General features: G+C 42.1%; 14 protein-coding genes. 5 read left to right on the top strand and 9 right to left on the bottom strand.

Annotation, left to right across the window (positions count from 1 at the left end):
* Positions 1 to 7: 7 nt before the first annotated feature.
* The 3 genes from EXE29_RS12405 to EXE29_RS12395 all read left to right on the top strand — a co-directional run bounded on the left by EXE29_RS12405 (position 8) and on the right by EXE29_RS12395 (position 4,192).
* Positions 8 to 1,162 carry a methionine aminotransferase gene (locus EXE29_RS12405; protein WP_120364778.1) on the top strand — a complete coding sequence of 385 codons (1,155 nt, stop codon included), beginning with the start codon at positions 8 to 10 and terminating at the stop codon, positions 1,160 to 1,162.
* 124 nt (positions 1,163 to 1,286) lie between these two features.
* On the top strand, positions 1,287 to 2,654 hold the full coding sequence (locus EXE29_RS12400) for an MATE family efflux transporter (RefSeq protein ID WP_106985293.1): 1,368 nt from the start codon (positions 1,287 to 1,289) through the stop codon (positions 2,652 to 2,654).
* Between the two features lie 167 nt (positions 2,655 to 2,821).
* On the top strand, positions 2,822 to 4,192 hold the full coding sequence (locus EXE29_RS12395) for an LLM class flavin-dependent oxidoreductase (protein WP_120364779.1): 1,371 nt from the start codon (positions 2,822 to 2,824) through the stop codon (positions 4,190 to 4,192).
* Positions 4,193 to 4,297: 105 nt separating this feature from the next.
* Here the strand turns inward: EXE29_RS12395 and EXE29_RS12390 are convergent, their stop codons facing one another.
* From EXE29_RS12390 to EXE29_RS12350, 9 genes are all read right to left on the bottom strand, one after another.
* Complete coding sequence (locus EXE29_RS12390; RefSeq protein WP_120364780.1) at positions 4,298 to 5,134, bottom strand: ABC transporter ATP-binding protein; 837 nt, start codon at positions 5,132 to 5,134, stop codon at positions 4,298 to 4,300.
* 18 nt (positions 5,135 to 5,152) lie between these two features.
* Complete coding sequence (locus EXE29_RS12385) at positions 5,153 to 5,914, bottom strand: ABC transporter permease (protein WP_106985290.1); 762 nt, start codon at positions 5,912 to 5,914, stop codon at positions 5,153 to 5,155.
* 14 nt (positions 5,915 to 5,928) lie between these two features.
* Entirely contained in the window at positions 5,929 to 6,780 is an 852-nt protein-coding gene (locus EXE29_RS12380) for an ABC transporter permease (protein ID WP_228198800.1), read from the bottom strand.
* A gap of 25 nt (positions 6,781 to 6,805) precedes the next feature.
* A complete protein-coding gene (locus EXE29_RS12375; RefSeq protein ID WP_106985289.1) occupies positions 6,806 to 7,855 on the bottom strand; it encodes an ABC transporter substrate-binding protein in 1,050 nt (349 codons plus the stop codon).
* Positions 7,856 to 7,884: 29 nt separating this feature from the next.
* Positions 7,885 to 9,396 carry a putative porin gene (locus EXE29_RS12370; protein ID WP_120364781.1) on the bottom strand — a complete coding sequence of 504 codons (1,512 nt, stop codon included), beginning with the start codon at positions 9,394 to 9,396 and terminating at the stop codon, positions 7,885 to 7,887.
* 13 nt (positions 9,397 to 9,409) lie between these two features.
* A complete protein-coding gene (locus EXE29_RS12365) occupies positions 9,410 to 9,625 on the bottom strand; it encodes a TOBE domain-containing protein (protein WP_106985287.1) in 216 nt (71 codons plus the stop codon).
* 102 nt (positions 9,626 to 9,727) lie between these two features.
* Positions 9,728 to 10,432, bottom strand: a complete 705-nt coding sequence (locus EXE29_RS12360) for a Crp/Fnr family transcriptional regulator (protein ID WP_106985286.1) — start codon at positions 10,430 to 10,432, stop codon at positions 9,728 to 9,730.
* 120 nt (positions 10,433 to 10,552) lie between these two features.
* Positions 10,553 to 11,494: a TauD/TfdA dioxygenase family protein gene (locus EXE29_RS12355; protein ID WP_106985285.1), complete on the bottom strand. Its 942-nt coding sequence runs from the start codon at positions 11,492 to 11,494 to the stop codon at positions 10,553 to 10,555.
* 219 nt (positions 11,495 to 11,713) lie between these two features.
* Positions 11,714 to 12,550, bottom strand: a complete 837-nt coding sequence (locus EXE29_RS12350; protein ID WP_106985284.1) for an SDR family NAD(P)-dependent oxidoreductase — start codon at positions 12,548 to 12,550, stop codon at positions 11,714 to 11,716.
* Positions 12,551 to 12,764: 214 nt separating this feature from the next.
* Between EXE29_RS12350 and EXE29_RS12345 the strand changes: the two genes are divergently transcribed.
* Both EXE29_RS12345 and phoB read left to right on the top strand, forming a co-directional pair.
* Positions 12,765 to 13,472 (top strand): TetR/AcrR family transcriptional regulator, encoded by a 708-nt coding sequence (locus EXE29_RS12345; protein WP_120364794.1) that lies wholly within the window; start codon positions 12,765 to 12,767, stop codon positions 13,470 to 13,472.
* 219 nt (positions 13,473 to 13,691) lie between these two features.
* Positions 13,692 to 14,402 carry a phosphate regulon transcriptional regulator PhoB gene (gene phoB / locus EXE29_RS12340; RefSeq protein WP_106985283.1) on the top strand — a complete coding sequence of 237 codons (711 nt, stop codon included), beginning with the start codon at positions 13,692 to 13,694 and terminating at the stop codon, positions 14,400 to 14,402.
* The last annotated feature ends 9 nt before the right edge of the window (positions 14,403 to 14,411 follow it).

Genomic DNA, 14,411 nt, shown 5'->3' with positions numbered 1-14,411 from the left:
CATCGGCATGATCCAGATTGAATCCAAACTCCCTGCGCAGGGCGTTACTATTTTTAGTGTAATGAGTGCTTTGGCACAACGCTTAAATGCGCTCAACCTGTCACAAGGCTTTCCAGACTTTCCAGCACCACCAGCACTCTTAGATGCTTTAAGTCAGGCCACGCAGGATGGATTTAATCAATATGCACCAGGTGACGGCCTTTTGGCCCTACGTGAGCAATTGGTCAACTTATTTCAGCAACGCGATCAAATCAGCTTAGACCCCATGACGGACATCACCATCACACCGGGTGCAACGATAGGCATTTTTAGTGCAATTCAAGCTGTTGTACATGCGGGCGATGAAGTGATTATTTTTGACCCTAGTTATGACAGTTATGCGCCAAGTGTAAAATTAGCAGGTGGTATACCAATTCACATCAACCTAAAAGCGCCAACCTTTGAGGTCGATTGGTCTGCTGTACGGCAAACGATTGGCCCCAAAACTCGTATGATTATTGTAAATACACCGCATAATCCTACAGGTGCAGTTTGGGCAAAGTCTGATTGGCTCGCCTTAATTGATTTGATTCAAGATACACAGATCATTGTGCTGTCGGATGAGGTCTACGAGCACCTGATTTATGATGGGCAACGGCATTATTCTGCACTGTCTTTTGCAGAATTACGTGAACGCAGTTTTGTAGTGGGCTCCTTTGGTAAGACTTTTCATGTCACGGGGTGGAAAACTGGCTATTGTGTTGCCTGCAAGAACTTAATGACTTTGTTTCGTCAGGTTTATCAATTTACCAATTTCTGCGGGGTTACCCCCATACAACTGGCATTGGCCAACTTTATGCAAACGCATCCTGAACATATTGCAGAACTTGCAAACTTTTATCAGGCCAAACGCGATTTATTTAATGCGGGTCTGCAAAACTCACGTTTTCAATGGCATCCCGCTGCGGGCACTTATTTTCAAAACCTCGATTACAGTGCCATTCGACCCGACCTGAATGACAGCGAAATGTGCCAATATTTGGCTGAACAACATAAAATTGTGGCGATTCCTGTTTCCGTGTTTTACCAACAGCCTCCTGAAGACTTACGTTTGATTCGTTTTTGCTTTGCTAAAAAGGATCAAACACTCCGCCAAGCAGGCGAGATTCTGAGCCAAGTATAAGCTTGGCTCCAATACTGCTGGTTGCAAAACAACAAATGAAATTATTTGATCAATAAGCTTTTTTTAATCCAGACCTGTTAAGGTTAGATCCGTAGTTTAAAAAAAATACAGCACAGGATTGCACATGTCCCAACATCGGCCCATCGACAGCCAACAGACCTTATGGAAATCTTTTTTATTTTTCCTAATTCCGCTGATTGCCACCAATATTTTACAAAACCTATCTGGCACAGTGAATACGGTCTTTGTTGGGCAAATGCTGGGCGTGCATGCCATTGCTGCCGTGTCGGTATTTTTCCCAATTTTGTTTTGTCTGATGGCTTTTGTAATTGGTCTTTCTTCTGGTGCGACGGTGTTGGTCGGTCAGGCATGGGGAGCAAATAATCTAGAAAAAGTCCAACGCGTTGTGGGTACCACGCTGTTTATGACTCTGACTGGTGGAACGTTGATTGCTATATTCGGGGTCGTGTGCGCGAAGTATATTTTACTTGCACTCGGTACTGCTCCCGATGTTTTGCATCTGTCGATTCCCTATGTACAGTGGATGCTGGCAGGAAGTCCATTGCTGTTTATTTATATTATTTACAGCTCTATTTTGCGTGGTGTTGGCGACAGTACAACTCCACTGATTGCTTCAGGCATGACCATTGGTACAGGCTTAATCATTACCCCTATTCTGATTGCAGGTAAATTCGGATTTCCTCAACTGGGAATTATCGCCCCTGCCATTGCAACCTCTATCGGCTTTTTGATTGCGCTAATTTTTTTATATATTTATTTAAACAAAAAGCAACATCCGCTACGTTTAGACGCATCCTTATTGCGACATATCCGCTATCAACCAGAACTGAGCAAAATTATTTTACGCTTAGGCATACCTACGGGCATTCAAATGGTCACCACTTCCGTCGCAGGCTTGGTGATTGTTGGTTTGGTCAACCGTTACGGCGCAGATGCCACAGCCGCTTATGGCGCAGTCAATCAGGTGCTCAATTATATTCAGTTCCCAGCGCTGTCTATTTCGATTGCAGCCTCTATATTTGCAGCCCAAGCCATTGGTGCTGGGCATGCCAATTTGCTCAATAAAGTCAAACGCACCGCATTATGGATGAACTTGTTTTTTACTGGCACTTTAGTGATTCTGGCCTATTTATTCTCTAAATATTTGATGGCGCTGTTTATTACCGATCCAAAGGTGGTGGTATTGGGCCAAGAGCTGCTATTTATTGTACTGTGGTCGATTATCTTCTTTGGTGCCAGTGCAATTTTTGCCTCAATCATGCGTGCCAGCGGTACGGTAACTGTTCCTATGATCATTAATATTGTGGCTATTATTGCGATTGAAGTGCCTTGTGCTTACTTATTTAGCGAATGGTGGGGCTTAAAAGGGATTTGGTATGCTTATGCGCTGGCCTTTGTGAGTCTTTGCATTCTACAAGGCCTGTATTATCAGCTGGTCTGGAAAAAGAAAGCGGTACAAAAGCTGGTATAACACGCCTACTCTATATGGATTTATTCTGACTAAAAAACTTGTGAATCCAGTGTTCAGCGCTTCATGCATATTCTTGATAAGGATTGAATTTTATCGTATTTATCACACTATAAATTCCTTGTTATAACCCCTTGTTATCAATAGATAGTAATAATAAGGGAAATCGCATGACGCAACGAAAAATTAAACTGGGTGCTTTTATTCCAGCAACTTCACAACATGCTGCAGGCTGGCGACATCCGCAGTCCCGCCCGCAAGATCACCTCAGTCTTGATTATATAATTGAACTGGCAAAAACCGCAGAACAAGGCTTATTTGACGCTTATTTTCTTGCAGATGGCCTTTCTGTCAACTGGAGCCACGGCGCATCCCAGCATAAAGGTAGCATTGGCTATACCGACAAAGCCGTAGGCTTTGAACCTGTGACTTTATTTGCAGCCTTGGCCGCGGTCACCCAACATATCGGCTTTATTGCCACTGCATCCACCACCTATGAAGAGCCGTATCTACTGGCGCGAAAATATGCCTCTTTAGACCATATTAGCAAAGGCCGCGCCGCATGGAATGTGGTCACCACTTTTTCGCCCGACACTGCCCGTAACTTTGGCACACATGCCCACCCAGATGCAACCATCCGCTATGAACGTGCCGATGAATTTATTCAGGTCACGCAAAAATTATGGGATTCATGGGAAGATGATGCCTTCAAATATGACAAAACCAGCGGACAATTTTTTGATGCCAGTAAACTGCATGAACCTTTGCATAGTGGCAAATTTTTTCAAGTTCAAGGCGCATTAAATGTCCCGCGCCCACCACAAGGCTATCCAGTTATTGTACAAGCTGGGCAGTCTGAAGATGGCCGAGAGCTGGCAGCCAAATATGCCGAAGTGATTTTTACCGCGCAACAAGACTTGAGCGATGCGCAAGCCTTCTACCGCGATGTGAAATCGCGTTTAGCCAAATACGGCCGCCATGCCGATGACTTGAAAATCATGCCAGGGGTTTCAGTATTTGTAGCCAAAACCGAACAGGAAGCGCAGGAAAAATATCAGCTTTTAAACAGTCTGATTCATCCCGATGTAGGCTTGGGACTGCTTTCTGGTCTAGCAGGCCATATTGATTTATCTCAATTCGATTTAGATGCGCCCTTCCCAGAACTCAAGCAAAGTGAAATTAACTTCACCAGCCGTCAGCAAATGATGATTGATATTGCGCATAAGCATCAGTTTAGCATTCGCCAGTTATATGAATACGTTGCCTCGGCACGTGGCCATTGGACTTTAATTGGTACACCTGAACAAGTGGTCGATCAGCTGCAGGAATGGTTTGAAAATGAGGCTGCAGATGGATTTAATGTTTTACCGCCGTCTACACCTGCAGGTTTAATTGATTTTGTGGAACTGATTGTGCCTGAGTTACAACGTCGTGGCTTATTCCGCACCGAATATGAAGGAAGCACCCTGCGAGAAAACTTGGGTTTGAAACGTCCTGAAAACCAACATGCGATACAGCATCAACAAGCGCAGGCATCCTAAGCCAGCGTAAAATATAAAAAACCAATCCTCGCTGTATTACTCGCTGTATTAAAAGCCCGCATATTGCGGGCTTTTAAATGTGCTATCGACGTTTGGAAGAGCTGCTTACCATGCCACTTTAAACTGCTCCAATTCATGTGGCAGATGCTGTGTAACATCTTGAAAGTCCCGTAGGATGTCATTTTTAATGGCCGCCAAACGGAAATCTTCACCTTTACGTGGACGCTCCAAATCGACATTAACAATACGCTTAATACGGCCTGGATGTGGCTCCATCACCACAACACGATCGCCAAGTAAAACCGCTTCTTCAACATCGTGTGTGACCAAAATACTGGTGATCTTTTCAGTCTGCCAAATTCGTTGCAGCTCTTGCTGTAAGTTGGCACGGGTTAATGCATCTAATGCACCAAAAGGCTCATCTAATAGTAAAATTTGCGGTCGATTAACCAGACTCCGTGCAATCGCAACACGTTGACTCATCCCGCCAGAAAGCTGGCTTGGATAGGCCTTTTTAAAGCCACTGAGCTGTACCAATTCCAGATGATAATCGATTAACTCTTGCTTTTCTGCCTTAGATAGAGTGCTCTTTTCTAGGGCCAATGCCACGTTCTGCTCGACATTCAGCCATGGAAATAAACGATGGTCTTGAAACACAATACCGCGTTCTAAGCTGGTGCCCTTAACTGGCTCGCCATCAATCAAAATTTTGCCCTGAAACTCAGCGTCCAGCCCAACCAACAAGCGGAGTAATGTTGATTTACCGCAGCCACTGCTGCCCACAATACTAATAAATTCGCCTGACTGAATATTTAAATTAATTTGTTCTAAAACTTGTAATTGCTCACCCTCTTTAGGGAAAAACTTGTTGAGCTGTTGGATCTGTACCTGACCTTTGACTGAGCTGGCTACTGGGTTGGAAAAATTAACGACTTGATTCATGTGTCTATCCTCATTGTTTTATTTATTGGCATCCTGGCGCCAGCGTAGGTTGTAATTTTCAAAATATTGCGCAGCTTTAGAAAACAGTAGACCGACTGCTCCAATAATCAGCATGCCATACAGCACGACTTCCATTTGAAATAGGTTTTGGCCGTCTAAAATTGGATTCACTACCCCAGGCGCGGCGATAAAAAAGTATTCCGCCCCAACTGTGGCCACCCAAGAGAACACCAAGGCAATATTCAAACCTGCAAAAATACTCGGTGCGGCCGCAGGTAAAATGACTTTTAAAAAGCGTTGTAGAGGGTTAAGTTTAAAAATGAGCGCGACTTCTTTCACTTTAGTAGGCACATTTTTCACCCCATCGTAGGTATTAAAAAACACGGGATAAAACACCACCAATGCAATAAAAATCACTTTCGATTTTTCAGCATTGCCAAACCACATAATCATTAAGGGTATCCATGCAAAAATCGCCACATGCTTAATGGCATTTAAAGTGGGTGAAAATATGCGGTCTAACCAAATATTGAGCCCTAATAACAAACCCAACACAGCTCCGAGCACACCGCCAATCACAAATCCCGCAGTATTACGTAATAAACTCGACCCGACATTTTCATACAGCTCACCCGATTGGACAGCCTCAATCAATACAGCTAACACAGCTTTCGGTGCAGGTAAGAGCGCTGCATCCACCCAATTTAAAGCCGAGACCAATTGCCAAATCAGTAGCAAAGCCAATGGAATGACTGCACCACGATAATCAAACTTTCTCATGCATCATTCTCCATTTAACTTTGTTGATTCCATCCGCTGAACTGACGTTGCAGTAAGCGAATCAAGGCATCAAAAACGAATCCAACCAGACCAATGACAATCACTGTTGCCAATACAACATCTAACTGAAAAATCTGCCGTCCATACACCATTACGTAACCAATGCCTTCACTTGAAGCCAACAGCTCTACGGCCACCAAGGTGCCCCACGCACTGGCAAGGGATAAGCGTAAGCCACCAATAAAACTCAGAAATGCACCAGGTAAAACTAGGTTTTTGAATTTAGACCACGGGCTTAACTGGTACACTTCAGCAACTTCACTCAGCTGTGTCGGTATATTGCGTACGCCTTTAAATACATTAATGGTCATCGGTACGAGGGTAGCTTTGGCAATTAAAATAATTTTTAAGGCTTCATCAATCCCCACCAATAAAATGAGCAAGGGAATCCAACCCACCACAGGGACTAAATTAATAATTTTAAAAGTCGGCCAAATATAAGCTTCCGCTCGACGTGATAGCCCCATGGTTAGGCCTAAGACTAAAGCCACGATAATGCCCGCACTAAAACCATAACCAATACGGCTCAGGCTGACTTTTAAATTGCTCCACAGCTCTCCACTGCTGTATAAATCTTTGAGTGCAGTCCATATCAAATCAGGTGCAGGTAAGAGCAAGGGATTAACCCAGCTTTTTTCCACTGCGATTTGCCATAAAAACAGCAACAGCACAGGGAAAATCAACCCAATCACCCAACGTAAAGCACTACTATTTTTCACAAAACTGTACAGGTTTTTAAATGCAGGTGACGCCACCTGCTCAAGTCCAGTCTTGGATGCATCCAGTTCTATGTCCTTGAGCATCATTTTTTCTCCTTCACCCGCGGGGTGATCATTTACCCCATACGTTTTGCAGATTCAGGCTCTTGATCGCATTATTGACATACTTTGGTTCAACCCATGTATCCACATCAATGTTGCCTCGAATCAGTTTTAAGTCCTGACCCGCTTTGAGTTTTTGCTTAAGCAAGCTAATACTGGCAGCATCAATCACAGGATCGCTATGTTGCTTTAAATCGACACCTTCATTGGCACGTACAAAGGTGCTATAAGACAGACCCGATTTCGACCACAGCTTGAAGAGTGCCTCACGGTTTTTCTGCTCAGACTCCCACGCTGCCTGCTTTACCAGCACATTCACAACTCGTTGCACTGTTTCTGGATATTTTTGTTCGAACTTTGAACTCACCAAAACATAGCCTGAGCTTTGTAAATTGGTCGGCTCTTTTTTAGAGCTATAAATAATTTTGGCAATGCCACGGTCCACCACAGGAAATAAAGACTGATTACTAAAAATAGCGTCTAAATCTCCACTGGCCAAAGCAGCATAGCCCACCGCACCATCCACATTGACAAAGCGAAAGTCTTTTTCGGTCAAGCCATATTTTTTAATAATTTGATACAGCGCCAAATGCAAACTTGTACCACGGAAAAAGCCAATGCGTTTGCCTTTTAAGTCGGCCCAAGTTTTGGCTTGAGAACTTGGCGGCACCGCCAAATAGGTATTGTCATGTGTGCCACCAATCGCGATCAATTTGGTATCTAAACGGCTGGCTTTACCAATTAATGCTGGCAAATCGCCAAGCCAAGTAATATCTACTAAACCATTGGCATAAGATTCATTAATGGCAGGGCCTGCGCCTTTAAAGTTGTTCCACTGGACTTTTATGCCATCTTTTTGGAATTCTTTTTCTAGTAAACCTAAAGTTTGCGTCGTGGCATAGTAACTACCATAACCAACAGGACGGTTGCCTGAGCCTACTAAAGGCGAGGCAAGGCGGATTACCGTCGGTTTTGCTTCAGCAGCAAACACCTGTACTGCAGGCACCAGCGTCGCTACAGCAATCGCACTAGTAAATAAAATTTTAGACCACGTTTTCATAGAGATGATTCCTCATTATTTTTAAAAATTTAGAAGCCGTATTGGAGCTGTGCGACCAACTCGTTATAGGTTTTATTGCTAATTTCGTTATTTACATGATTCAAATTGATTTGGAATTTCGTGGTTTCTGCAAAAAATGCATTTAAACCTAAGCTATGAATATCAATGCTTTGATTGACGGCATTCTTATCACGGTCAATGCTGTCAAAACGGTAAAAGGCTTGATAAGACTTCGGCCACCAGTCGTCATAGCGCCCTTGGTTGCGAAAACCTTTAACAAATTGCTCACCAAAGTTCCAAAACAATGTGCCAGTATGTGATTCACTTTCGCGCTTATACACAGTTGCGGATTGTGGATTAAAGGTTTGATCTTCACCCTGCACATATTCGTAGGTCACCCCAAAAGGATGATGGTTGTAATAAAGATCAAAGCCTTTACGCAGTACATCGCCTTTACCTGCAAAGGCGGCTGAAGCACCTGTGGTGTCAAACAAGTTGCTCTTACCCTGATACCACGACACCCCGAAGCTCAGTTCACGCAACCATGAGTTGTACTCAGCAGGCAAGGTATAGCGCAGACGGCCAATAAAGTTTTTGTCATCGTTATCGTCTGATTTGTTTGCACCATTGCCATTCACTAAGCCAAAGGCATAACTCAACATTGGTGAACGGTAGTTATAGCCATAATCCACGGTTGGAAAGGCATCTCCACGCACAATCAGGCCCACTTCACGCAGTGCTAAACCATAGCCATAGCCCGGCAAGCTAAACAGCGCATTATTAATGGTTGGTTTTAAGTCTTCAGTCGCTTGCACTTCTTGGCCAAATGGCAGAAGTTGCTGGCCCAAAGTCACACTCAAACGACCCGTATCGGCACTTAAAGTCGGAAGCGCGTTATAAATTAACTGTGCATCCAGCAGATTCAGATAACTGTTGTTGGTGCCCGTTTGTGGCGACGTACCAAAGCGCAAATTAAAGTCGAGGTTTTTGCCTTGCTCATAGTCTTTAAACAGATTGCCTGCAAAGCCAATTTGCACCGCACCCAAGTCAAATGACGAACGGCGGTTATTGACCGCAGCGCCGGTATTTTGCCCTTGCGGTTGCACCAGTTGTGCTTCATCGCTATAAGATGCCTTAGCTTGTACAACGCCATTGATTAACAGCTGGCGAGTAGAAAGTGCGGTTTTGGTATCTCGGTCACGTTGCACTTGGTACTTAAAGTTTTCAATATCACTTTGCAGGCCTTGAAGCTCGGCTTGGGTCACAAAATTTTGTCCAGTGGCATCATCTTCTGCATTTGAATCATCTGTTGCACTCAGCTCATCTGCACCATCCGCGGAAACCGCTTTAGGCGTAGTAGCGCTCCCCCCTTGTATACGACCCAATTCTGATTTTAATTGTTTTAAAGATTGCTCTAACTGGGCAACCTGTTGTTGTAATTGACCAATATCAGTTTCGGCATGACTGATGCCAATGCTTGCACTTAAAAGCGTTAAAGCAAATGTACCTAAACGTATCGGTTGAATAATGGACTGGCTCATAAACGATGTTCACCTACAGTTTCGCAAGTGACACATCGGTCGACTTAATCAGCACAATCACTTGGCTACCGACTTGAAGATCTAATTCCGCGACAGAGCGCGTGGTAATTACTGAAGTAAACACACCCGATGCGGTCACCACATCGACTTCAGAAACGACATCTCCTTTTACAATTTCTTGAATCGTCCCTTTAATTTGGTTACGCACATTAATGGATTGAATAGTCATTTTAAATTCCTGTTGTTTTAGTTGGAATTTAATATGACCGATTTATTAAATAATAAAAAATAATTAAAATTGATTTTTATATCTTATTTTATAAAATATAAACTAAATCCAATTTACCTGTGATTTTAAATAACCATCATCTTTCACAATAATATTTTCATACTGCCAAAAAATCACCCCACGCTCAGAAAGTTGTTTAATTTCTTTATTAATCGTTTGCCGAGAAGAAGACAATAAATCGGCCAAATCGTGTTGCGATATTTTTAATTGAATTTCGGTGCCTAAGCGATGCGCCGTACCATACTGCTGCGACAGATCAATGATGATCTTACATACTTTTTGATGTAAATTAGCAACTTGCAAAAACTTCATTTGCTCTAGTAATTGTTGCATGCGCACGCTAATGATGCTCAAAGCATCATGCATTAAGTTATTGTTATTTTTAATTTCTTGTTCAAAAAATGACATTGGAATTTGCAATACTTTCACCTGATTAAAAGCATAAAAATTATAATCGATGGCTTGTTGATTAATGCATACTGCCAAATTCATTGGGCTTTTTTCAGAAAAATAATTAAAGGCATGAAAACGCCCCAATGGGCTTAAATATCCAATTTGGATAATCCCATCGAGTAAAATGTAAATCGATTCCTTACAGTTTTCTTTATTTAAAATCAAATCACCTTTTTGATATTTCTTAATGACTGAATGTCGATTTATTTCATCAATTTTATATTCAGATAATGTTTTGAAATTATTTTTTAAAACATTATTTTTAATATTTTTATTTAAATCAGAATTAAGCATAAATTAATCCATCCAATATATTTTTATTCTATATTAGATGGATAACTTAAGCTTATCGAATCACTAATTCTGTATTGTTTTGCATATTAAATGCAAAGTTTTACATTACAACAGCTTTATTTATGAAGCTTTTTCATAAATGCCGTTTTCACTGCTATAGCGTAGATTTGAAATATCTTCTTTCACATCTTTACGTAGCACTTTACTTGGCTGACCATCTACACCTACTGGCGTATCCCCTTCTAAAGTGACACGGCGCACCACACGATGCTGATCGCCATAATCATTGATTGCACGATGTTGTGTTGCACGGTTATCCCAAATGGCAATATCACCTGCATCCCAACGCCAACTCACAATATTTTCTAATTTTTCCACATAGCTTTGGAACAAATCATATAAACGGCGCGATTCAGACGAACTATAGCCAACAAAGTTTTTAAAGAAACTGCCTAGCAATAGGGTTTTTTCACCTGTTTCAGGATGTACACGTACCAAAGGGTGCTCTGTTTCATATTCTGTCGAATTGAAATAGTTTTTATAACGTGCCAGTACTTCTGGTGGAATGCTGGCTTTTGCTGCATAGTCATAGCTATTACTATGCACCGTTCGTAAACTATCCGCTAAAATTTTCAGCTCTGCTGGCAAATCATCATAAGCGGTCGATGTATTGGCCCATACCGTATTGCCACCCACTTCAGGTGCGACCACACTACGTAAAATTGATGCTTTTGGATAAGCTTCAATAAAGCTGATGTCTGTATGCCATGCATCGGCACGTGCACCACGTGAATCAATTTCTAAAATATGTGCAGAACCATCTTTCACGGGCACAGTCGGATGATTGAGTGGCGTCCCCAAACGCGCTGCAAATGCTTCTTGTGACGCGTCATCTAAATGCTGTTGGCCTTTAAAGAAAATCGCTTTATGTTGCAGTAAAGCCTGATTAATTTCGTGAACAACGGCATCTTCAAGATCAGCCGAAAGTGTCACGCCTTCAATCACCGCGCCTATACGCCCATTAATGGGTTTAACTTGAATGTGTTGAAATTGGTAGCCCATGATCAGTTCCTCATTTATTAAAATTGTTAAGACTGCTTGTCTGTGAACTCATCATGAACAGTTTGCTTATTCCAATCTGTCAATTTTTTGACATTCTTATACTCGATTTCAGATAACTAAATTCCTGTACTGCGAAAGTGGCTACATTTATGCCCTCTTTAAAAACTCAAAAGCCCTGCAATTGCAGGGCTTTTATACAACATAGACTGAAAACTGGGCTTATTTACCCTTGCCTATTTTGGTCGCCAAAGCGGTAATTTTTTGGTATCCCGTTGGTAAAATACGTTGAATTAAATCTAATGTTTTTGCATCGTTACCAATCAATAAACGACGTTTGTCTTTTTGCACCGCTTCTAAAATTTGACGCGCAGCTTCTTCAGGTGGGCAACGCAATAATTTATTAAAAGATTTTGCAGACTTTTCAGGGTTCATGCCCAAGCTCTTCAAGCTGTCATTCATCTTGGCTGCATTGGCGATATTGGTACGAATACCCCCTGGATGTACACACAACGCGCTCACGCCACTGTTTTCCATATCCAACTCTTGACGCAATGACTCAGTAAAACCACGCACTGCAAATTTAGTTGCGTTATATGCCGATTGCGTCGGTTGTGCTGTTAAGCCAAACAAGCTTGAAATATTAATGATGTGACCATCACCGGTTTTTTTGATGAGCGGTAAAAATTCTTTAGTGCCATACACAACGCCCCAAAAGTTAATATCAACAATCCATTCAAGTTCTTCATAACTCGCGCCTTCAACGGTCGAGCCTAAAGCCACGCCTGCATTGTTAAAAATCATGTTGACTGATCCATGATTTTGCACGGTGTCTTGTGCCCAAGCACGAACTTCATCCAGTTTAGCCACATTCACTTTTTTGGTGGTTACACGCACATTGCTGTCTTTAATTAATTCAAGTGTTGTTGCCAAGCCTTGCTCATTCACATCACTTAATGAAAGATGACAGCCCTGCTTTGCCAATAAAACTGCCAGTTGTTGCCCAATACCAGAACCTGCGCCTGTAATTGCTGCCACTTTGTTTTTAAAATTTTTCATGTGTTGTCCTTTTTTTCGTGCATGCGCATAACATGATGGGCCGAATGGCCTGATCTGTACCAATTTAAATCCAATATAGTTTTGACAATTTATATTGTCAATATCATATTAGGACGCGATAGACATTCAGATTGCAATCACCTGACCATAGGTCAAATGCCAATTTGTTGTTAAGATAGCGCCAGAATAGATTGAAAATGGGCGCATGTGGCCGATGACTGAAACAGAAAAACGGGTAGCAACACCAACCATAAAAAAGACCAAAGAACGTCAATTTAAAGGTCTATCCCTATCCGAACGCAAGCAACAGCGCCGTGAAAAACTGATTGAAGCTGGAATTGAAGCCTATGGTACGCAAGGCTTTTTTTCAGTGACGGTCAAAGACATTTGTAATGAAGCCAAGCTGACTGAACGCTATTTTTATGAGTCATTTAAAAAAAGTGAAAATCTATTTCAAACCATTTTTTTACAATTGATTGATCAACTACAACAAAACGTTATGCAAGCGATTGTTCAGGCCTCCACTGATCCCAAAAAAATGATCGAATCTGGACTGACTGCACTGTTAACTACACTGAAAAATGATCCACGTATGGCACGCATTATTTATATCGATGCCATGTTAGTGCAAGAACTCCACAACCAAGCCACCATTCATGAAACCATGGCGCGCTTTGACCAAATGATTCAAGCCTTTGTGATGCTGAGCATGCCACATATTAAAAAAACTGAGGACGAAATTTCCTTAGTGGCCTCAGGCTTAAATGGTTATGTCACACAAATTGCCATTCGCTGGGTCATGAGTGGCTTTAAACAATCGATGGAACAAGTTTTATCATCTTGCAGCATTGTGTTTTTATCTTTACTCGATACTTTTTCTACTGACACAGAAGAAAATAACTCTGAATCCATTGATATTTAAAATATTCATGTGATGTACAGCCCCCATTTCTAGGGGAACAATTGCTTCCTACATCGCGTGAAATCTAGCAAAATTGTATAGAAAATTGTCACAATTCTTTGCAAAAACCAGCATTTTGGGCTTTTCTGCAATGATACTGTCATAATTAATCTTTGTAATAAGCCTGTCATAAATATAAGACGGTCAGCCGTTAACACACATGAAATAGGGTATTGCGCTGTGAAAGATGACTACATTTTAATTGTTGATGATGAACTCCCGATTCGGGAAATGATCCATACCTCTTTGGATATGGCAGGTTTTCAATGTCAGCAAGCTGAAGATGCCCGTCAAGCGCATCAGATGATTGTTGACCAACGTCCTGCACTGATTCTTTTGGATTGGATGATGCCTGGCGGTGTCAGCGGTGTCGACTTATGTCGTCGCTTAAAACGAGATGAAAACCTCTCTGAAATTCCCGTCATTATGCTCACTGCACGCAGTGAAGAAGACCATAAAGTTCAAGGTCTCGATGCAGGTGCAGACGATTACATGACCAAACCATTTTCAACGCGTGAATTGGTCTCACGCATTAAAGCAGTACTGCGTCGCTCGAATGCTTTAGGTGGAGAAAAAACCATTGATGCCAATGGTTTATTATTAGACCCAATGAGCCAGCGTGTAAGCTTTGGCAATAATATTTTAGAAATGGGCCCAACTGAATACCGCTTATTGGCATTTTTCATGACTCATCCAGAGCGCGCCTATACCCGTGCTCAACTTTTAGACCAAGTTTGGGGCGGAAATGTGTATATTGAAGACCGCACCATTGATGTTCATATTCGCCGTTTACGTAAAGTGCTTGAACCGTACAATGCAGACCGTTTTGTACAAACTGTCCGTGGCACAGGCTACCGTTTTTCTACCCGTGCGGATGCTGTTTTAGGTTAATTTAAATAT

The organism is Acinetobacter sp. WCHAc060006 (assembly GCF_004209135.1).
In the GTDB taxonomy this organism is placed as follows: Bacteria; Pseudomonadota; Gammaproteobacteria; order Pseudomonadales; family Moraxellaceae; genus Acinetobacter; species Acinetobacter cumulans.
This window is presented reverse-complemented; position numbering and strand designations above follow the sequence as displayed.